The 20,490-nt window shown below is 64.3% G+C and carries 19 protein-coding genes; 11 read left to right on the top strand and 8 right to left on the bottom strand.

Translation table 11 applies throughout. The features are described 5' to 3' along the window. Window positions 1-83: 83 nt before the first annotated feature. Window positions 84-1,061 carry an NADPH:quinone reductase gene (locus E3U47_RS01070; protein ID WP_134689093.1) on the top strand — a complete coding sequence of 326 codons (978 nt, stop codon included), beginning with the start codon at window positions 84-86 and terminating at the stop codon, window positions 1,059-1,061. Window positions 1,062-1,179: 118 nt separating this feature from the next. Here E3U47_RS01070 and E3U47_RS01075 read toward each other — a convergent pair whose 3' ends face one another. Both E3U47_RS01075 and dprA read right to left on the bottom strand, forming a co-directional pair. Beyond that, complete coding sequence (locus E3U47_RS01075; protein ID WP_134689094.1) at window positions 1,180-1,737, bottom strand: L-threonylcarbamoyladenylate synthase; 558 nt, start codon at window positions 1,735-1,737, stop codon at window positions 1,180-1,182. Between the two features lie 39 nt (window positions 1,738-1,776). Further along, on the bottom strand, window positions 1,777-2,874 hold the full coding sequence (dprA, locus tag E3U47_RS01080; RefSeq protein WP_134689095.1) for a DNA-processing protein DprA: 1,098 nt from the start codon (window positions 2,872-2,874) through the stop codon (window positions 1,777-1,779). A gap of 207 nt (window positions 2,875-3,081) precedes the next feature. On the opposite strand from dprA, the gene def reads away from it, so the two are divergent. The 5 genes from def (at window position 3,082) to E3U47_RS01105 (ending at window position 7,606) form a co-directional block, all read left to right on the top strand. Next, entirely contained in the window at window positions 3,082-3,588 is a 507-nt protein-coding gene (gene def, locus E3U47_RS01085; RefSeq protein ID WP_003260000.1) for a peptide deformylase, read from the top strand. A gap of 62 nt (window positions 3,589-3,650) precedes the next feature. Continuing rightward, on the top strand, window positions 3,651-4,583 hold the full coding sequence (gene fmt / locus E3U47_RS01090) for a methionyl-tRNA formyltransferase (RefSeq protein WP_134689096.1): 933 nt from the start codon (window positions 3,651-3,653) through the stop codon (window positions 4,581-4,583). Then, window positions 4,580-5,890 (top strand): 16S rRNA (cytosine(967)-C(5))-methyltransferase RsmB, encoded by a 1,311-nt coding sequence (rsmB, locus tag E3U47_RS01095; RefSeq protein ID WP_134689097.1) that lies wholly within the window; start codon window positions 4,580-4,582, stop codon window positions 5,888-5,890. The genes fmt and rsmB overlap by 4 nt, the downstream gene beginning before the upstream one ends. A 22-nt stretch (window positions 5,891-5,912) precedes the next feature. After that, the gene (gene trkA / locus E3U47_RS01100) at window positions 5,913-7,286 is read left to right on the top strand and encodes a Trk system potassium transporter TrkA (RefSeq protein ID WP_023629849.1); all 1,374 of its coding nucleotides are present in this window, start codon (window positions 5,913-5,915) and stop codon (window positions 7,284-7,286) included. A gap of 11 nt (window positions 7,287-7,297) precedes the next feature. Then, window positions 7,298-7,606, top strand: a complete 309-nt coding sequence (locus E3U47_RS01105) for a tetratricopeptide repeat protein (protein ID WP_134689098.1) — start codon at window positions 7,298-7,300, stop codon at window positions 7,604-7,606. Window positions 7,607-7,723: 117 nt separating this feature from the next. On the opposite strand, the gene E3U47_RS01110 is transcribed toward E3U47_RS01105, so the two are convergent. Together E3U47_RS01110 and E3U47_RS01115 are read right to left on the bottom strand one after the other, a co-directional pair. Beyond that, complete coding sequence (locus E3U47_RS01110) at window positions 7,724-8,611, bottom strand: lysophospholipid acyltransferase (protein ID WP_023629851.1); 888 nt, start codon at window positions 8,609-8,611, stop codon at window positions 7,724-7,726. A 41-nt stretch (window positions 8,612-8,652) separates the two neighbouring features. Then, window positions 8,653-9,204, bottom strand: coding sequence for a DNA-3-methyladenine glycosylase I (locus E3U47_RS01115; RefSeq protein WP_134689099.1), 552 nt, complete (start codon window positions 9,202-9,204; stop codon window positions 8,653-8,655). 84 nt (window positions 9,205-9,288) lie between these two features. Here E3U47_RS01115 and glyQ point away from each other — a divergent pair, with 84 nt between their 5' ends. The 4 genes from glyQ (at window position 9,289) to E3U47_RS01135 (ending at window position 13,656) form a co-directional block, all read left to right on the top strand. Continuing rightward, entirely contained in the window at window positions 9,289-10,236 is a 948-nt protein-coding gene (gene glyQ, locus E3U47_RS01120) for a glycine--tRNA ligase subunit alpha (protein WP_011531473.1), read from the top strand. Further along, entirely contained in the window at window positions 10,233-12,287 is a 2,055-nt protein-coding gene (gene glyS, locus E3U47_RS01125; RefSeq protein WP_134689100.1) for a glycine--tRNA ligase subunit beta, read from the top strand. Before glyQ ends, glyS begins: the two co-directional genes overlap by 4 nt. A gap of 4 nt (window positions 12,288-12,291) precedes the next feature. After that, window positions 12,292-12,819, top strand: a complete 528-nt coding sequence (gene gmhB, locus E3U47_RS01130) for a D-glycero-beta-D-manno-heptose 1,7-bisphosphate 7-phosphatase (protein WP_134689101.1) — start codon at window positions 12,292-12,294, stop codon at window positions 12,817-12,819. Window positions 12,820-12,885: 66 nt separating this feature from the next. Next, entirely contained in the window at window positions 12,886-13,656 is a 771-nt protein-coding gene (locus E3U47_RS01135; protein ID WP_134689102.1) for a 1-acyl-sn-glycerol-3-phosphate acyltransferase, read from the top strand. A gap of 310 nt (window positions 13,657-13,966) precedes the next feature. Here E3U47_RS01135 and E3U47_RS01140 read toward each other — a convergent pair whose 3' ends face one another. Continuing rightward, window positions 13,967-15,586, bottom strand: a complete 1,620-nt coding sequence (locus E3U47_RS01140) for an MFS transporter (RefSeq protein WP_134689103.1) — start codon at window positions 15,584-15,586, stop codon at window positions 13,967-13,969. 97 nt (window positions 15,587-15,683) lie between these two features. Beyond that, window positions 15,684-17,333 carry a GMC family oxidoreductase gene (locus E3U47_RS01145; protein ID WP_134689104.1) on the bottom strand — a complete coding sequence of 550 codons (1,650 nt, stop codon included), beginning with the start codon at window positions 17,331-17,333 and terminating at the stop codon, window positions 15,684-15,686. 174 nt (window positions 17,334-17,507) lie between these two features. Between E3U47_RS01145 and E3U47_RS01150 the strand changes: the two genes are divergently transcribed. After that, window positions 17,508-18,395: a LysR family transcriptional regulator gene (locus E3U47_RS01150; RefSeq protein ID WP_134689105.1), complete on the top strand. Its 888-nt coding sequence runs from the start codon at window positions 17,508-17,510 to the stop codon at window positions 18,393-18,395. On the opposite strand, the gene E3U47_RS01155 is transcribed toward E3U47_RS01150, so the two are convergent. After that, window positions 18,384-19,202 (bottom strand): sulfite exporter TauE/SafE family protein, encoded by an 819-nt coding sequence (locus E3U47_RS01155; protein WP_134689106.1) that lies wholly within the window; start codon window positions 19,200-19,202, stop codon window positions 18,384-18,386. The genes E3U47_RS01150 and E3U47_RS01155 overlap by 12 nt on opposite strands. Next, window positions 19,199-20,479, bottom strand: coding sequence for an FAD/NAD(P)-binding oxidoreductase (locus tag E3U47_RS01160; protein ID WP_134689107.1), 1,281 nt, complete (start codon window positions 20,477-20,479; stop codon window positions 19,199-19,201). Before E3U47_RS01160 ends, E3U47_RS01155 begins: the two co-directional genes overlap by 4 nt. Window positions 20,480-20,490 lie beyond the last annotated feature (11 nt).

The raw sequence follows: 20,490 nt of genomic DNA on the forward strand, positions 1-20,490 counted from the left end.
CAAGCCCGCGTCGCAGTTGACGGCGATCAAGCAAAGGGGTCCGATAGAAGACCCTTTGCGACCCGCGACGACAGGAGTGTGTGATGGCCAAGCGTATCCAGTTCAGCCAGCATGGCGGCCCGGAAGTCCTGCAATTAGTGGAATTCGAGCCGGCACCGCCCGGCTCGCAGCAGGTGCGGGTGCGCAACCAGGCGATCGGGCTGAATTTCATCGATACCTATTTCCGCAACGGGCTGTATCCGCCGCCATCCCTGCCTTCGGGGCTGGGCACCGAGGCGGCTGGGGTGGTCGAGGCGGTAGGTGAAGGCGTCACGCGCATCAAGGTCGGCGACCGCGTGGCCTATGCCGGTGGGCCGCTGGGAGCCTACAGCGAGGTGCACACACTGCCCGAGGCCAACCTGGTGAAGCTGCCTGAGGCGATCAGCTACGAACAGGCGGCGGCGGTGATGCTCAAGGGGCTGACCACGCAGTATCTGTTGAAGCAAACCTACGCCGTGCAACCGGGTGATTTCGTGCTGTTCCATGCTGCTGCCGGTGGCGTGGGATCGCTGGCGTGCCAGTGGGCCAAGGCACTGGGGGCTAAGTTGATCGGTACCGTGAGCTCCGCCGAGAAGGCCGAGCGGGCCAAGGCACTCGGGGCCTGGGCGACCATCGACTACAGCCGTGAAGACGTGGCCCAGCGCGTGCTGGAACTGACCGGCGGCCAGAAATGCCCGGTGGTGTATGACGGCGTGGGGGCGGATACCTGGCTGACTTCGCTGGATTGCCTGAAGCCGCGTGGGTTGATGGTCAGCTTCGGCAATGCCTCCGGTGCGGTGACCGGGGTGAACCTGGGAATTTTGTCGCAGAAGGGGTCTCTGTATGTGACTCGACCTACGCTGGGGAGCTACGCCAACAACGCCGAGAACACCCAGGCCATGGCCGATGACCTGTTCGCGATGATCGCCAGTGGCAAGTTGGTGGTGGATATCCAGCAGCGGTATCCGTTGAGCGAGGCGGCCAAGGCGCAAGCGGAGTTGTCGGCGCGGCGGACGGTCGGCTCGACTGTTCTGTTGCCTTGAGGTCCTGGGGCCGTTTTGCGGCCCTTTCGCGGCACAAGGCCGCTCCTACAGGGGATCGCGATTGCCTGTAGGAGCAGCCTTGTGTCGCGAAACGAGGGCGAAGCCCTCGCCAGCGAAATCAACCCGGACGCACAACCTCGCCCGTCACCAGATTGCGAATCACGCTAGGGTTCTTGCGCCCACCCAACGCCCCACCGAGCACCAGGTCAACCTGCCCATGGAAATACTGCTCCACCCGCAACCGGCTCTTGGCCGCCGGTCGCCCGGCCGGGTTGCAGGACGTGGAAATCAACGGCCCCACCAGCGCGCACAGCTCACGCACCTGTGGGTGATCGCTGACCCGCAGCGCCACGCTGTCGTGCTGGCCGGTCACCCACTCGGGCAACAAGTCCTGATGCGGCACCAGCCAGGTATTTGGCCCCGGCCAGGTGGCCCCCATGCGGTCGATCCAGTCCTGGGGGAAGTCTTCGAACAGAAAGTCGAACTGGCGGATGTTGTCGGCGACCAAAATCAGCCCTTTATCCACAGGTCGCGACTTGAGCGCCAGCAGGCGATACACCGCGTCCTCGTTCCACGGGTCGCAGCCCAGGCCCCAGACCGCTTCCGTCGGATAGGCGATCACCGCACCCGCCTTCACCTCGCGCGCGGCTTGTTGCACACGCCAACTGCTCACCATTTTCCGTCTCTCCGCATAAACGCCGTGCGCGCAGTGTACTTAGCCGGAACGGGCAAACCAACGCCCGCCTGCATTGCTCACCCGGCCTTCGAGCTCCAGCTCGGTGAGGCTGGCCAGCACCTCGGCCAACGGCTTGCCGCTGCTGTGGGCCAGGCCCTCGCTGGTATGTGGCGCGGCCTGCAGCAGGGCCAACAGCGGATGCCGGGGATTATCCACAGCCGCAGGCGGCAGGTTCTGCCAGCCGCGCAAACTATCGAGGATCTGCTCCACGCTTTCCACTAGCAGCGCGCCGTCGCGGATCAGCTGGTGGCAACCCTTGGCGCCGGGGTGGTGGATGGACCCCGGTATCGCATACACCTCTCGCCCTTGCTCGGCCGCCAGCCGCGCGGTGATCAGCGAACCGCTGGCAAGACTGGCCTCGACCACCAGCACGCCCAGCGACAGGCCGCTGATGATGCGGTTGCGGCGGGGGAAGTTGCCGGCCAGCGGCCCGGCGTCCAGTGGGTACTCTGAAACCAGGGCGCTGCCACTGTCGATAATCGCCCTGGCCAACTCGCCGTGGCGCTGTGGATAAAGTTTTTGCAAACCTGTGCCGAGCACCGCGATAGTCTGCCCGCCGACCCTCAGCGCGCCCCGATGAGCGGCACCGTCGATGCCCACGGCAAGGCCGCTGGTGATGACGAAGCCGGCCTGAGACAGGCAACGGGAAAAGGCCCCAGCGGTATCCAGCGCCGGCGGTGAAGCACGCCTGCTGCCCACGATCGCCAGTTGTGGGCGCTCCAGCAAAGCGGGGTCGCCAGCGACGAACAACAGCGGCGGCGGGTCATCGATTTCGCCTAGCAACGCCGGGTAGCCAGGCCGGTCCCACATCAGCAAATGCTGGCCAGGACGCTCTAGCCAAGCCATTGCAGCCAAAGCCCCTTCACGTACTTGCGCATTGCGTCGGGCGTCTATACTGGCTGCCGGCAACCCCAGCGAACGCCAGGCACTGGCCGGCGCGCTCAGGGCCGACGAAGCGCTGCCAAACGCCTGGATGAGGCAATGGAAACGCCGCAGACCAATATCCGGAAGGCGATGCAGACGCAACCGCGCTTCCAGTTCGGCTGGCGGACAAGGCGACGAACGGACTGTGCTCATAGGGATCTTCCTTGACCAGAACAGGGCCACGGGCGTGGCCCAACCTGTGGATAACTTTGTGGGTAATACTTTGAAAAGCTGTCCATGAAATGGCAGCTATCAAGCCCATAGAGACCCTAGTCGAGCTTTCCCAGGTGCCGAACGCCCCGATTCCCTTTATTATGTGTGCTCAGTTTTCAACCGACCGCACAGTGACTGCCTGACCCTATGGCCATCTTGAACATCCTCGAATTCCCCGATCCGCGCCTGCGTACCATTGCCAAACCGGTAACGGTGTTCGACGACGCCCTGCGCCAGCTGATCGACGACATGTTCGAAACCATGTACGAAGCCCCTGGCATCGGCCTGGCCGCGACCCAGGTCAACGTGCACCAGCAAGTGGTTGTGATGGACCTGAGCGAAGACCGCAGCGAACCGCGCGTGTTCATCAACCCCACTGTCGAGGAACTGACCCACGACATGGGCCAGTACCAGGAAGGCTGCCTGTCGGTACCGGGTTTCTACGAGAATGTCGACCGCCCCCTGCGCGTGCGGGTCAAGGCCCAGGACCGCGATGGCAAGCCCTACGAGCTGGAATGCGAGGGCCTGCTGGCGGTCTGCGTGCAGCACGAGTTCGATCACCTCAACGGCAAGCTGTTCGTCGACTACCTGTCGCAGCTCAAACGTGACCGGATCAAGAAGAAGCTGGAAAAGCAGCACCGCCAGCAAGCCTGATCCCCACCTTCCAGAAGGCTTGCTCCGGCAAGCCTTTTTCTTTTTCAAGAAGCGAGAACTCCATGCGCATCGTCTTCGCAGGCACCCCAGAGTTTGCCGCCGAACACCTCAAGGCTTTGCTCGACAGCCCGTACCAGATCGTGGCCGTCTACACCCAGCCCGACCGCCCGGCCGGGCGTGGCCAGAAGCTGATGCCAAGCGCGGTCAAGGCGCTGGCCGTGGCCCACGATATCCCGGTGTACCAGCCGCAGACCCTGCGCAACGCCGATGCCCAGGCCGAACTCGCCGCGCTGAAGCCGGACCTGATGGTGGTGGTCGCCTACGGCCAGATCCTGCCCCAGGCGGTGCTGGATATCCCGCGCCTGGGTTGCATCAACAGCCACGCATCCTTGCTGCCACGCTGGCGCGGCGCCGCGCCGATCCAGCGCGCCGTTGAAGCCGGTGACGCCGAGAGCGGCGTGACCGTGATGCGCATGGAAGCGGGCCTGGACACCGGCCCGATGCTGCTCAAGGTGGTCACCCCGATCAGCGCCGAGGACACCGGCGGTACCCTGCACGACCGCCTCGCCGCCATGGGCCCGGGCGCCGTGATGCAGGCCATTGCCGGCCTGGCGGATGGCAGCCTGCAAGGTGAAGTGCAGGACGATGCCCTGGCCACCTACGCCCACAAGCTGAACAAGGACGAAGCGCGCATCGACTGGAGCCGCCCGGCCGTGGAGCTTGAGCGCCTGATCCGCGCCTTCAACCCCTGGCCGGTGTGCCACAGCACCCTGGACGGCGAAAGCGTGAAGGTGCTGGCCGCCAACTTGTCCACAGCCCAGGGCGCCCCCGGCGAAATCCTGTCAGCCAGCAAAGATGGCCTGGTGGTCGCCTGCGGTGACCAGGCCCTGAGCCTGACCCGCCTGCAACTGCCGGGTGGCAAGGCCCTCAACTTCGCCGACCTGTTCAACAGCCGCCGCGAGAAATTCGCCAGTGGCAAGGTGCTCGGCCAATGAACCCACGCCTGGCTGCCGCCCGTGCCTTGGCCGCTGTGCTCAGCGGCAAGGCTTCGCTGAACAGCTCGCTGCCGGCGCAACTGGACAAGGTCGAGGAGCGCGACCGTGGCCTGACCCAGGACCTGGCCTTCGGCACCGCTCGCTGGCAGCCGCGCCTGGACCTGCTGGCCGCGCAACTGTTGCAGAAGCCGTTCAAGGCCGCCGACGCCGATGTGCAGGCGCTGCTGCTGGTCGGCCTGTACCAGCTGTTCTACAGCCGCATGCCGGCCCACGCAGCCATCGGCGAGACCGTCGGGTGTGCCGACAAGCTCAAGAAGCCTTGGGCAAAGGGCCTGCTCAACGCGGTGCTGCGCCGCGCCCAGCGTGAAGGGGAGGCACTGTTGGCCGACATGGAGCGCGACCCGGTGGTGCGCACCGCCCACCCGCGCTGGCTGCAGAAGTCGCTCAAGGCCTTCTGGCCTGAGCAGTGGGAGGCCATCTGCGCCGCCAACAACGCCCACCCGCCGATGATCCTACGGGTCAACCGCCGCCATCACAGCCGCGACGCTTACCTCGCGCTGCTGGCCGAGGCCGGTATCGGCGCCAGCGCCTGCCAGTACAGCCGTGACGGCATTGTCCTGGCCGAGGCTTGCGACGTGCGCGGCCTGCCGGGCTTCGCCGACGGCTGGGTGAGCGTGCAGGATGAAGCCGCGCAGCTGTCCGCCGACCTGCTGGAACTGGCCCCCGGCCAGCGCGTGCTCGACGCCTGCTGCGCCCCGGGCGGCAAGACCTGCCACCTGCTTGAAGCCGAACCGGGCTTGGCGCACATGGTCGCCATCGACCTCGAGGCCAAGCGCCTGACCCGCGTGCGCGAGAACCTCGAGCGCCTCAAGCTCGATGCCGAGCTGATCGCCTGCGACGCCCGCGACACCGCCAGCTGGTGGGATGGCAAGCCATTCCAGCGCATCCTGCTCGACGCCCCGTGCTCGGCCACCGGCGTGATCCGCCGCCACCCGGATATCAAGCTGACCCGCCAGGCCGACGACATCCCGGCCCTGGCCACGCTGCAAGGCGAGTTGCTCGATGCCCTGTGGCCAACGCTGGAGGTGGGCGGCATGCTCCTGTATGCCACCTGCTCGAGCCTGCCGACCGAGAACACCGAAGTCATCGACGCCTTCCTCGCCCGCACCCCAGGTGCCCGCGAGCTGGACCTGGCCACCGAAGCCGGCCTGCGCCAGCCCCACGGCCGCCAGCTGTTGGCCCAGGAAGGCGGCCATGACGGTTTCTACTATGCCAAGCTGATCAAGATCGCCGCTTCGCGCGGATAAGAACAAGGGTAGGGAGTAGCGGATGAAGATCATCATCCTCGGCGCAGGACAGGTCGGCGGCACGCTGGCCGAGCACCTGGCCAGCGAAGCCAACGACATCACCGTGGTCGACACCGATGGCGAACGCCTGCGCGACCTCGGCGATCGCCTCGACATCCGCACCGTGCAGGGCCGCGCCTCGCTACCGACGGTGCTGCGCCAGGCCGGTGCCGACGACGCCGACATGCTGGTGGCGGTGACCAACAGCGACGAGACCAACATGGTCGCCTGCCAGGTGGCCTACTCGTTGTTCCACACCCCGACCAAGATCGCCCGGGTACGCGAATCGGCCTACCTGACCCGCGAAGAACTGTTCGACAACGACCATATTCCGGTGGATGTGCTGATCAGCCCCGAGCAAGTGGTGACCAACTACATCAAGCGCCTGATCGAACACCCCGGCTCCCTGCAGGTGATCGACTTCGCCGAGGGCAAGGCCCAGCTGGTGGCGGTCCGCGCCTACTACGGCGGGCCGCTGGTCGGCCAGCAACTGCGCCAGATCCGCGCCCACATGCCCAACGTCGACACCCGCGTGGCGGCTATCTTCCGCCGCGACCGGCCGATCACCCCACAGGGTGACACGGTGATCGAAGCCGACGACGAAGTGTTCTTCATTGCCGCGAAAAAGGACATCCGCGCGGTGATGGGCGAACTGCGCCGCATCGACGAGAGCAACAAGCGCGTGGTCATCGCCGGTGGCGGGCAGATCGGTGAGCGCCTGGCCGAGGCCATCGAGAGCCGCTACCAGGTGAAGATCATCGAGATGAACCCGGCTCGCTGTCGCCAGCTCTCCGATACCCTGGAAAGCACCGTGGTGCTGCAGGGCAGCGCCTCGGACAAGGACCTGATGCTCGAGGAGAACATCGCCGACGCTGACATCTTCCTGGCCCTGACCAACGACGACGAGGCCAACATCATGGCGTCGCTGCTGGCCAAGCGCCTGGGCGCGCGCAAGGTGATGACCATCATCAACAACCCGGCCTATGTCGACCTGGTGCAGGGCGGCGACATCGACATCGCCATCAGCCCGCAGTTGGCCACCATCGGTACACTGCTGGCCCATGTGCGCCGTGGCGACATCGTCAGCGTGCACTCCCTGCGCCGCGGCGCGGCCGAGGCCATCGAGGCGGTGGCCCATGGTGACTCGAAGTCGAGCAAGGTGGTGGGCAAGGCCATCGAGGACATCAACCTGCCACCGGGCACGACCATCGGCGCGATCATCCGCGAGGACGAAGTGATGATCGCCCACGACGACACCGTCATCGAGTCGGGCGACCATGTGATCCTGTTCGTGGTGGACAAGAAGCATATTCGGGACGTGGAGAAGCTGTTCCACGTGGGCTTGAGTTTCTTCTAGGAGGGAAGGGCATGCGTGAATCGCTGGAGAAGATGCTGGCCAAGGGTGTGGATAACCCGCTGCTGCGCTTTGGCTTGGGCAAAGCCTGGCTGGACGAGGGCAATGGCGCTGAAGCGGCGGTGCACCTGGCAGCTTGTGTGCAGCAGGATCCGAAGTACTCGGCGGCGTGGAAGCTGCTGGGCAAGGCGTATCAGCTCAGCGGCGATCTGGCTGGGGCGCGCAAGGCCTGGGAAGAGGGGATCGTCGCGGCACAGGCCCATGGCGACAAGCAGGCCGAGAAAGAGATGACGGTGTTCTTGAAGAAGTTGAACAAAATCTGAGATTGCCGGGGCTGCTTTGCAGCCCTTTCGCGGCACAAGGCCGCTCCTACAGTTGACCGCGATCCCCTGTAGGAGCGGCCTTGTGCCGCGAAAGGGGCGCGAAGCGCCCCCAGGTTCTCAATACCAGCGCGCCTCACCTGCCGGGCGCTTCTTGAAGCGCTTCATGCTCCACATGTACTGGCTCGGGTACTCGCGCACATAACGCTCGACCACCTTGCTCATGGCCGCCGCCGACTCATTCACATCGGTGCTGTACATGGCCTCTGGCGCCGCCTCCAGGAATACCTTGAAGCCCGAACCATCGGGCAGGCGCAGGGCATGCAGGAACACACCTACCGCCTTGCCGCCGGCGAGCATGTTCGGCACGAACTTGCTGGTCAGCGCCTGGGTGCCGAGGAACGGCACGAACACGCCTGCCGACTCGGCCGGCTCCGGATCCGCGGGAATCCCCACCTGACCACCCCGACGCACTTCCTTGATCACGCTGAGGATGCCTTCCTTGGTCGAAGGCGCCACGCGGTTGCCCATCTGCACCCGCTGCTCGCGCAGCAAATCATCCACAGCCTTCAGCTTGGGCGGGCGGTAGAAGATGATCGGTTTGCACTGGTTGCAATAGAAGTGGTTGAGCACTTCCCAGTTGCCCAGGTGGCTGGTGATGCCGACCACGCCCTTGCCCGAGGCCAGGGCCTGCTCCAGTACTTCCAGGCCGTGCACTTCCTTGACCAGGTCGAGCGAGCGCTGCGGCGGCCAGATCCAGGCGCAGGCGCTTTCGACGAACGACTTGCCGATGTCCTTGAGCGCGCGACCGACCAGTTGCTCGCGCTCGGCCGGGTCCATCTCCGGGAAGCATTTGGCCAGGTTGATGCGCACGACATTGCGCGAGCCGTTGGGGATTTTCCACATCAGCCAGCCGATACCGGCGCCGACGCGCTGCACGGCGCCCCAGGGCAGCTTGGCAAACAGGCGCAGCACCCCGACCATCAGGGCGCCCTTGAACTTTTCCACAGGCGAATTCCTTATTTCAGCAAGGCGCGCATTGTACCCCGTCAGCGCACCAGCGCGGCATAGCGATCGCAGTCGGTGGTGTGGTCCATGACCATGCCGGTGGCCTGCATGAAGGCGTAGCAGATGGTCGGCCCGACGAAAGTGAAGCCAGCCTTCTGCAAGGCCTTGCTCATCGCCTTGGCCTCGTCGGTGACCGCTGGCACGTCGCCACGCCCCTGGAAATGGTTGATCTTCGGCGCGCCGCCGACGAACGACCATAGCCACTCGGCGGGGTTATCCACAGCCAGCCAGGCCTGGGCGTTGCGGCGCACGGCCTTGAGCTTGAGGCGGTTGCGAATTATGCCGACGTCCTGCATCAGCTCTTCGATGCGTTCGTCGCTCAGACACGCCAGTTTCACCGGGTCGAAACCTTCCAGCACCTGGCGATAGCGCTCGCGTTTCTTCAATACCGTGATCCACGACAACCCCGCCTGGAACCCTTCGAGCAAAAGCATCTCGAAGAGCAACGCCGGGTCGCGCTGCGGCGTTCCCCACTCGTGGTCGTGATAGGCCTGATACAACGGATCGTCGGAACACCAAAAGCAGCGTGGCATAAGGCTCCAATAACGTAGAGGGCGAGGCGAATCGGGTTATACTCCCGCTCTTTACATCCGCATCCCCAGATACAGGTGAATTTCGTGAGCCAGCCTACGCCAGCCGTGCGTACCTTCCAAGACCTGATCCTCGCCCTGCAGAACTACTGGGCCGAGCAAGGTTGTGTGGTGCTTCAGCCCTACGATATGGAAGTAGGCGCCGGCACTTTCCACACCGCGACCTTCCTGCGCGCCGTGGGTCCAGAAACCTGGAACGCCGCCTATGTGCAGCCCAGCCGTCGCCCCGCCGACGGGCGGTATGGCGAAAACCCAAACCGCCTGCAGCACTACTACCAGTTCCAGGTGGTGCTCAAGCCGAACCCGGCCAACTTCCAGGAGCTGTACCTCGGCTCGCTGAAAGCCATCGGCCTGGACCCGCTGGTTCACGATATCCGCTTCGTCGAAGACAACTGGGAATCGCCGACCCTCGGCGCCTGGGGCCTGGGCTGGGAAATCTGGCTGAACGGCATGGAGGTGACCCAGTTCACCTACTTCCAGCAGGTCGGCGGCATCGAGTGCTACCCGGTCACCGGTGAGATCACCTATGGCCTGGAACGCCTGGCCATGTACCTGCAAGGCGTGGACTCGGTCTACGACCTGGTATGGGCCGACGGCCCGTTCGGCAAGGTCACCTACGGCGATGTGTTCCACCAGAACGAAGTGGAGCAGTCGACCTACAACTTCGAGCACGCCAACGTCGAGAAGCTGTTCGAACTGTTCGACTTCTACGAAAGCGAAGCGAACCGCCTGATCAAGCTCGACCTGCCGCTGCCGACCTACGAAATGGTCCTGAAGGCTTCGCACACCTTCAACCTGCTGGATGCCCGCCGCGCCATCTCGGTAACCGAGCGCCAGCGCTACATCCTGCGCGTGCGTACCCTGGCCCGGGACGTGGCGCAAAGCTATCTGCAAGCCCGCGCACGCCTGGGCTTCCCGATGGCCTCTCCCGAACTGCGTGACGAAGTGTTGGCTAAGCTGGAGGCTGCACAATGAGTGCTCAAGATTTCCTGGTTGAACTGGGCACCGAAGAGCTGCCGCCGAAGGCACTCGCTTCGCTGGGCGACGCCTTCCTCGCCGGCATCGAGAAAGGCCTGCAGGCCGCTGGCCTGAACTACACCGGCAAGCAGGTCTATGCCGCGCCGCGCCGTCTGGCGGTATTGATCCGCCAGCTGGACGTGCAGCAGCCGGATCGCAGCATCAACATCGACGGCCCGCCCCTGCAGGCCGCATTCAACGCCGAAGGCCAACCGACCCAAGCGGCCCTGGGCTTCGCCAAGAAGTGCGGCGTGGAGCTGTCGGACATCGACCAGAGCGGCCCGAAGCTGCGCTTCTCCCAGCACATTCCCGGCAAGGCCACCAGCAGCCTGCTGCCGACCATCGTCGAAGATTCGCTCAACGACCTGCCGATCCCCAAGCGCATGCACTGGGGCGCCAGCCGCGAAGAGTTCGTGCGTCCGACCCAGTGGCTGGTGATGCTGCTGGGCGATCAGGTGGTCGACTGCACCATCCTCGCGCAGAAGGCCGGCCGTGAATCCCGTGGCCACCGCTTCCACCACCCGGAAAACGTACTCATCACCACCCCGGCCAACTACGTCGAGGACCTGCGCAAGGCCCACGTGCTGGCCGACTTCGCCGAGCGTCGGGAGCTGATCAGCAAGCGCACCGCGGAGCTGGCCATGCAGCAGGAAGGCACGGCCATCGTGCCACCGGCGCTGCTGGACGAAGTAACCGCCCTGGTCGAGTGGCCAGTGCCGCTGGTGTGCTCGTTCGAGGAGCGTTTCCTCGAGGTGCCGCAGGAAGCCCTGATCACCACCATGCAGGACAACCAGAAATACTTCTGCCTGCTGGACAGCGAAGGCAAGCTGCTGCCGCGCTTCATCACCGTGGCCAACGTCGAAAGCCGCGATCCGAAACAGATCGTCGAAGGCAACGAGAAGGTCGTGCGCCCGCGCCTGACCGACGCCGAGTTCTTCTTCAAGCAAGACAAGAAGCAGCCGCTGGAAAGCTTCAACGAGCGTCTGAAGAACGTGGTGTTCCAGGCGCAACTGGGCACCGTGTTCGACAAGGCCGAGCGCGTCTCCAAGCTGGCCGCGTTCATTGCCCCGCACATCGGCGGCAGCGCCGCCAACGCCGGCCGTGCTGGCCTGTTGTCCAAGTGCGACCTGGCCTCGGAAATGGTCGGCGAATTCCCTGAGATGCAGGGTATTGCCGGCTACTACTACGCGCTCAACGATGGCGAGCCGCAAGACGTCGCCCTGGCGCTGAACGAGCAGTACATGCCGCGTGGCGCCGGTGCCGAGCTGCCGCAGACCCTCACCGGTGCTGCCGTGGCCATCGCCGACAAGCTCGACACCCTGGTCGGCATCTTCGGCATCGGCATGCTGCCCACCGGCAGCAAGGACCCGTATGCCCTGCGCCGCGCCGCCCTGGGCGTGCTGCGCATCCTGATCGAAAAACAACTGGACCTGGATCTGACCGCCGCGGTCGAGTTCGCGGTCAAGCAGTTCGGTGCCAAGGTCAAGGCCACCGGCCTGGCCGAGCAGGTGCTGGAGTTCATCTTCGACCGCCTGCGTGCGCGTTATGAAGACGAAGGTATCGACGTCGCCACCTACCTGTCGGTGCGTGCCCTGAAGCCGGGCTCGGCGCTGGACTTCGACCAGCGCGTGCAGGCCGTGCAGGCGTTCCGCAAGCTGCCGGAAGCCGAGGCCCTGGCTGCGGCGAACAAGCGCGTGTCGAACCTGCTGGGCAAGGCCGAAGGCGCCATCGCCGAGCAGGTCGAACCGAAGTACTTCGACAACGCCAACGAGTTCTCGCTGTACTCGGCCATCCAGCAGGCCGACCAGGCCGTGCAACCGATGGCCGCCGCGCGTCAGTACAACGAAGCGCTGGCACGCCTGGCCGCGCTGCGCGACCCGGTCGACGCCTTCTTCGAGGCGGTGCTGGTGAACGCCGAGGACGCCAAGGTACGCGCCAACCGTTATGCCCTGCTCAGCCGCCTGCGCGGTCTGTTCCTGGGCGTGGCCGATATCTCGCTGCTGGGGTAAGCCGTTGAAACTGCTGATTCTTGATCGAGACGGAGTGATCAACCATGACTCCGACGCCTACATCAAGTCGCTGGAGGAGTGGATCCCCATTCCCGGCTCGATCGAGGCCATCGCGCAGTTGAGCAAGGCGGGCTGGACGGTGGCCGTGGCCACCAACCAGTCCGGCATTGCCCGTGGCTACTACTCGCTGGCAACCCTCGAGGCCATGCACGCGCGCCTGCGCGCGCTGGTGGCCGAGCAGGGTGGCGAGGTCGGTTTCATCGTGTATTGCCCGCACGGCCCGGACGAAGGCTGCGATTGCCGCAAGCCCAAGCCCGGCATGCTGCGGGCGATTGCCGAGCACTACCAGGTTTCCCTGGCCGGCGTGTGGTTCGTCGGCGACAGCAAAGGTGACCTGGAGGCGGCCCTGGCCGTCGATGCACAACCCGTGCTGGTAAAAACCGGCAAGGGCGAGCGGACCCTGGAAAAGGGCGTTGCGGAAACTACACTGATTTTCGACGATCTGGCAGCCATCGCCAGAGAACTTATTTAAATGGGTGCGCCTTGACCGGCGCACTTTTCATTAGGCGGGCCATGCCCCGCAACGGTACATGCCACTATGTCGATCCTGCAGGCGATCAGAATCTTTCTTTTTTACCTGCTGTTGGGCACCAGTTCGCTGCTGTGGTGCTCGCTGAGCTTCTTCGTCGCGCCTTTCCTGCCGTTTCCCAAGCGCTACAAGTTCATCAACGTGTACTGGTGCCGCTGCGCGTTGTTTTTGGTGCGCACGATCCTGGGCATCGACTACAAGATCACTGGCGCTGAGAATGTGCCGAAAGTGCCTTGCGTGATCCTGTCGAACCACCAGAGCACCTGGGAGACGTTCTTCCTCTCGGCCTACTTCTCGCCACTGAGCCAGGTGCTCAAGCGCGAGCTGCTGTATGTGCCGTTCTTTGGCTGGGCCATGGCCATGCTGCGGCCGATCGCTATCGACCGGAAGAACCCGAAGGAGGCCTTGCGCCAGGTCGCCAGCCAAGGCGATGAGTTACTCAAGCAGGGCACCTGGGTGTTGATCTTCCCCGAAGGCACCCGTGTACCCCATGGCCAGATCGGCAAGTTCTCCCGTGGCGGTACCGCGTTGGCAGTGAACGCCGGGCTGCCCGTGCTGCCGATCGCCCACAACGCCGGCAAGTTCTGGCCGCGTGAGGGCTGGGGCAAGCGCCCAGGCACCATCGAGGTGGTGATTGGCGAGCCGATGTACCCCGAAGGCACCGGGCCACGGGCCATCGCCGAGCTGAACGACCGTGCCCAGGCGTGGAACGAAGCGGCCCAACGGGCCATGGGCTCGCTGCCGCCAGCGGCGGAAAAACCAGAACAGCAGCCCGCCTGACGTTCTGTGGATAAGTTGTTAGTAGTTTTTGGATTAAACGTCTCGATTGATAGCTAAGTGATTGAAATAGAAACTTATTTCTCTGTATGACGTTTTTTCAAAAATCGTGCATAAGTTTTTTCGCGCGATAAAAAAACCGGCTTTTACGCCGGTTTTTTTGTGGGAGCGCACTTGCTCAAAGGCCTCGCACGATTTTTCGTAGGAGCCGGCTTGCCGGTGAACCAGACAGCCCGGTACCTGGCACCGGCTACGCCGGTGTTCGCCGGCAAGCCGGCTCCTACGGGGATCGTGCAAGCTACTACCCGTTGGTTCAGACCTTATCGATATCCACATCCTTGGTTTCTTTCAGGCAGAAGATCCCCACCACCAGGCTCACCCCGGTGATCAGTACCGGGTACCAAAGGCCGTAGAAGATATCCCCGGTGTACACCACCAGCGCGAACGACACCGTCGGCAAGAAGCCACCGAACCAGCCATTGCCGATATGGTAGGGCAGGGACATCGAGGTGTAGCGAATGCGCGTGGGGAACAGTTCGACCATCACCGCCGCCAGTGGCCCGTAGGTCATGGTGGCAATCAGGATCATGGCGACGATCAGCACCACCACCATTACCTGATTGACGTGGGCCGGGTCCGCCTTGGCCGGGTAGCCGGCAGCATCGATGGCACTGCGCATGGCCGCCTCGTCGAAGCCACTGATGGTCTTGTCGCCAATGCTCACGCTGACCCCACTGCCAGTGGCATCCACCGAACTGTAGGGCAGGCCCTGCTTGACCAGGAACGTCTTGACCTTGTCGCAGGGGCTGTCGAAACGCGCCTTGCCTACCGGGTCGAACTGGAAGGTACAGCCTTGCGGGTCGGCGCTGACCACGATCGGTGCCTGGCGGCTGGCCGCGTCGATCTGCGGGTTGGCGTAGTGGCTCAGGGCCTTGAACATCGGGAAGTAGCACACCGTCGCCAGCAACAGGCCGACCATCAGGATCGGCTTGCGCCCGATGCGATCCGACAGCCAGCCGAAGAACACGAAGAACGGCGCGCCGATCACCACGCTGATGATCAGCAGGGTATTGGCCTGGGCCGGATCCATCTTGAGCATCTGGGTCATGAAGAACAGCACGTAGAACTGCGCGGTGTAGAAGGTCACTGCCTGCCCGGCGTTGATGCTGAACAACGCCGTGAGCACCACCTTGAGGTTCGGCCAGGAGGTGAAGGACTCGCGGATCGGCGACTTGCTCACCTTGCCTTGGGCCTTCATTTTCACGAAGGCCGGCGACTCGTGCATGCTCATGCGGATCCAGGTGGAAATCGCCAGCAGGAAGATCGACAGCAGGAACGGCAGGCGCCAGCCCCAGGTCTCGAACTGATCGCCACTGATGTAACGGCTGGCGAGCACCACGGTCAGCGACAACAGTAAGCCCAGGGTGGCGGTGGACTGGATAAAACCGGTGTGGAAACCGCGCTTGCCAGGTGGCGCGTGCTCGGCCACATAGGTGGCGGCGCCGCCGTACTCTCCGCCCAGGGCCAGGCCCTGAAGCATGCGCAGTACGACGAGGATGATCGGCGCGGCGATACCGATGCTGGCGTAGGTGGGCAGCAGGCCGACCGCGAAGGTCGACAAGCCCATCAGTACGATGGTCACCAGGAAGGTGTACTTGCGCCCGATCATGTCGCCCAGCCGACCGAACACCAGCGCGCCGAATGGGCGCACCAGGAAGCCGGCAGCGAAGGCCATCAGGGCGAAGATGAAGGCAGTGGTGTCATTGACCCCAGCGAAGAACTGCTTGCTGATGACCGCGGCCAGCGCGCCATAGAGAAAAAAGTCATACCACTCGAACACCGTCCCGAGGGATGACGCGAAAATGATCTTGCGTTCCTCACGGCGGCTGTCGCGGGTGACCGTCGCGCCTTGCTCCTGGATGTAGTCCGACATCGTTGCTGTCCTCGGCCCGTGGGCCACAGTGATTATTCTTGTTGTTCCACTGTCGGCGACCTCTGACCGCGGGTCGCCGGTGTTGCACACACCCGGGTCAGGGCGTCGGTATCGCGTTGCTGTCGCTGAGGTTGGTCTGGGTGTTGGCCTCCTTGAGGATCAGTTGTGCCGCCTTTTCGGCAATCATCAACGTGGGTGAACAGGTATTGCCGGAGACGATCTGCGGCATGATCGAGGCATCCGCCACGCGCAGGCCCGGAATGCCGTGCACGCGCAGCTGGTTATCCACAACATCGAGCGTGCCACTGCCCATGCGGCAGGTACCTACCGGGTGGAAGATGGTGGTGCCGATCAGGCCGGCGGCCTGGTGCAGGTCTTGTTCGCTCTGCAGGGCAGGGCCTGGCAGGTACTCGCGGGGTTCGAAAGCGGCCAGGGCAGGGGTCTGGACGATGCGCCGGGTAAGGCGGATGGCGTCGGCGGCCACGCGCAGGTCCTCGGGGGCGCTGAGGTAGTTGGGGTCGATCAGCGGCGCGGCGTTCATGTCCGCCGAGCGGATATCGATCCGTCCACGGCTAGCCGGGCGCAGGTTGCATACCGACGCGGTGAAGGCCGGGAACCGGTGCAGCGGCTCGCCGAAGCGCTCCAGCGACAAGGGCTGGACGTGATACTGAAGATTGGCGGTTTCTTGCTCTGGGCTCGAATGGGCGAAGGCGCCCAACTGACTTGGCGCCATGGCCAGTGGTCCACTGCGGTCGTAGGCATAGCGCAGGCCCATGCCCAGCTTGCCCCACAGGCTGTTGGCCATCTGGTTGAGGGTACGCGTGTTCTGGATCTGGTAGATCAACCGCAGCTGCAGATGGTCCTGCAGGTTGCCGCCGACACCAGGCATGTCGTGGCGCACGGCGATGCCCAGCCCTGCGAGCAGATTGCGTGGGCCGATCCCCGAGCGCTGCAGGATGCCGGGCGAACCGACCGAACCTGCGCAAAGAATAATCTCGCGGCGTGCCGCGAACTCATGCCATGCACCTTGCCATAGCGCCCTAACAGCCCGGGCGCGGGTGTTGCCAAGCAACACCTGGTCGACCTGCACGCCGGTCAGCACGGTCAGGTTCGGGCGCTTGAGAATGGGCCTGAGAAATGCCTTGGCCGAGTTCCAGCGCACACCGCTGCGCTGGTTGACCTGAAAGTATCCACACCCTGCGTTGTCACCGGTGTTGAAGTCAGCGACCTTGGCTATGCCGCTCTGCTCGGCGGCATCGCGGAAAGCATCTAGGATCGGCCAGCTGTAGCGCTGCTGCTCGACCCGCCACTCGCCATCGGCGCCGTGGCTGTCGCTGGCGCCGGCAAAGTGGTTTTCGCTGGCCTTGAACAGCGGTAGTACATCCTTCCAGGCCCAGCCGTCGTTGCCTTGCTCGGCCCAGCGATCGTAATCGGCGGCCTGGCCACGCATATAGATCATGCCGTTGATCGATGAGCAGCCGCCCAGCACCTTGCCCCGTGGATAACCCAAGGCACGCCCGTTCAGGCCGGGCTGGGCCTCGGTCTTGAAGCACCAGTCGGTGCGTGGGTTGCCGATGCAGTAGAGGTAACCGACCGGGACGTGAATCCACGGGTAGTTGTCGCGGCCACCGGCCTCGAGCAACAGGACGCGGCAGGCAGGGTCGGCGGACAAGCGGTTGGCCAGCAGGCAACCGGCGGGACCGGCACCCACGACCACATAGTCGTAGACAGAATCGGCTGATGGCATGTGCAACCTCGCGCCTGATTATTATTCTTGTCCCGACCCATCTTATTGATTAATTTCGCCGAGGAAACACGAGATTTCGCGCAGCCGTTGTGCGTTTTAGCACAGCGACTATCCGATTGTGGGAGCGGGCTTGCCCCGCGATGGCTTCGACAGCCAGCACATCCAAGGACGCCCATGTTCGACTGGAACGATCTGCGGTTTTTCCTCGAGTTGCAGCGCAGCGGCCGTCTGCTGACCGCCGCCAAGCGCCTCAACACCACCCACAGCACCGTGGCTCGACATATCGAGAGCATCGAAAAACAGCTGGGCACCGCGCTGTTCGTCCAGCATGCCCAAGGCTACGAACTCACGCCTTCTGGCCAAGCCCTGCTCAAGCACGCCGAAGCCATGGAAAACGTCGCCCTGCTGGCGCAGGAAGAGATCACCCAGGCCATCACCCCGCTGGGCAAAATCCGCCTGGGAGTGACCGAGGGCATCGGCATCATGTTCTTCACCCCGCGCATGAACGCCTTGTTCCAGCGCTACCCGGGGCTCGAAGTGGAACTGGTGGCGGTGCCGCGTTTCGTCAGCATCCTGAACCGCGAAGCAGAGATCAGCATCCACCTGGAACGCCCCAACGCCGACATGCTGATCACCCGCAAGCTCACCGACTATCGCCTGGCCCTGTACGCCAGCCAGGACTACCTGGACCGCGCACCACCACTGCACAGCCGCGAGGATCTGGCCCGGCACAGCTGGATCGGCTATGTCGACGATCTGCTGTTCAGCCAGGAGTTGCTGTTGCTCAACAGCTTCTGTCGAGCGCCCAACGTGGTGTTCCGCAGCACCAGTGTGATCGCCCAGCAGCATGCCGCCCAGGCCGGGCTGGGCATCGCCGTGCTGCCCAACTACATGGCCGGGCACGACCCGAAGCTGGTGCGCGTGCTACCCAGCGAAACCATCCAGCGCAGCTACTGGATCTGCACCCGCCGCGAACTGCACAAGTCAGTACGCCTGCGGGTGGTCTGGGACTATTTGCTGGCGCTGTGCGCCACCGAGCAGGACCAGCTGCTAGCCCAGTAGCGCCTTGCCGGCCAGCAACACGGCAGCGCAGCAACCTGCGACCGCGAACAACTGCTGCAGGCGTGGACCGGCAAGCTTGCTGGCCAAGGGCCTGGCCAGCAACAGACCGAGCACCGCGCCCACGGCGAACGGCGCGCCGACCCACCAGTGCATGACCCCAGCCACGCTGGCACTGACCACGCTGCCGGTGGACACCAGGGCGATCACCGCCAGCGAGGTGGCGACGATGCTTTTCATGTCCAGGTTGGTATAACGGTTCAAGGCCGGGATGATGACGAAGCCCCCCCCCACGCCCAGCAACCCCGACAACAAACCCGAGAGCATCCCGGTGAATGCCAGCGCCCGAGCGCAGGGCAGGGTCCAGCGCAGGCGACCCTGCACAGGGTTGAGCACGCAGGGCATGATCTGCCGCTCACCGCAAGGCAGCTGCCCACGCAACTCACGCGCGGCCTTGCGCCAGATGCGCAGGCAGGCATAGACCAGTACAACGGCGAAGACCAGCGCCAATGGTGTGTTGGGTAACTGGTGCGCCAACATCAGCCCAAACGGTGCACAGGCGATTCCGATCAGCGCAATGAACAGCGCCGCCCGGTAGCGCACCAAGCCTTGGCGCAGGCCGAGCACGGCGCCGACCGCAGCCGCCAGGCCTACGGCCAGCAAACCGATCGGCGCCGCCTCGACCATGCTCAGGCCAAGCCCGAACACCAACAGCGGCACGGCAAGGATCCCACCACCGGCACCGGTCAACGCCAGCACCGCGCCAATGATCGCGCCGAGACCGGCGCCCAGCAGTTGCTGTTCGATCACTGCGACGCCTCGACTAGCAACGGCTGTGGCTTGGCCAACCATTCACGGCCCTTGAGCATGGCTTTCCAGTACAGCGGCGGCAGGATCTGCGCCTTCAGCAACCAGGCCAGGCGGGTGGGCTTGCGGCCATCGAGCAACCAACGCGGGAAGCTCGGCGCGACCTTGCCGCCGTAGGTGAACTCGGCCAGGACGATCTTGCCGCGCTCCACGGTCAACGGGCAGGAGCCGTAGCCATCGTACTGAGCCAAGGTCGACAGACGGCCGAGCGCCACCAGCACATTGTTGGCCACCACCGGCGCCTGCTTGCGGGCGGCGGCGGCAGTCTTGGCATTGCTGGTATTGGCCACGTCACCCAAGGCGTGGATATTGCCGAAATGGCGGTGGCGCAGGGTATGCGGGTCGACGTCCACCCAGCCGCCGGCATCGGCCAGCGGGCTCTGGCGGATGAAGTCCGGCGCGACCTGTGGCGGCACCACGTGCAGCATGTCGAAGGTTTCGACGCGGGTCTCGCTGCTGCCGTCGGGGAGGGTACGGATGAACGTGGCGCGCTTGTTCGGACCATCCACCGCCGTCAGGCGATGCTGGTAGTTCAGGTCCACGCCGTACTTGTCGATGTAGCTCATCAGCGCCGGCACATAGTCGGCCACCCCGAACAGCACGGCACCGGCATTGAAGAAGCTGGCGCCCACGTTGCCGAGATGGCCGTGGCGCAACCAGTGGTCGCAGGACAGGTACAACGCCTTCTGCGGCGCACCGGCGCACTTGATCGGCATCGGCGGCTGGGTGAACAGGGCCCGGCCTTGCTTGAGGTTCTGTACCAGTTGCCAGGTATAGGGCGCCAGGTCGTAGCGATAGTTGGAGGTGACGCCATTGCGCCCGAGGGTTTCGCTCAGGCCTTCGATAGCCTGCCAATCCAGCTTCAATCCTGGGCAGACCACCAGTTGTTCATAGCTGACGGCGCGGCCATCGTCGAGGATGACCAATTGCCCTTGCGGGTCGAAGCCCTCGACCCGCGCCTTGATCCAGCGCACGCCGCGGGGCAGGGTGGCAGCCATGGTGTGGGCGGTGCTCGGCGCCTTGAACACGCCGGCACCGACCATGGTCCAGCCGGGTTGGTAGTAGTGCACCTCGGCAGGATCGACCAGGGCTATGTCCAGCGAAGGGTCGCGGGCGATCAGGCTGGAGGCGGTGGCGATGCCAGCGGCACCGGCGCCGACGATCACCACCTTATGGTGGTCGGCACGGGAGGTATCGGTAGGGGGCAGCAGGGCAGGCATGACAAGTGTTC

Origin of the sequence: Pseudomonas sp. RIT623, assembly GCF_004519305.1 — a bacterium.
In the GTDB taxonomy this organism is placed as follows: domain Bacteria; phylum Pseudomonadota; class Gammaproteobacteria; order Pseudomonadales; family Pseudomonadaceae; genus Aquipseudomonas.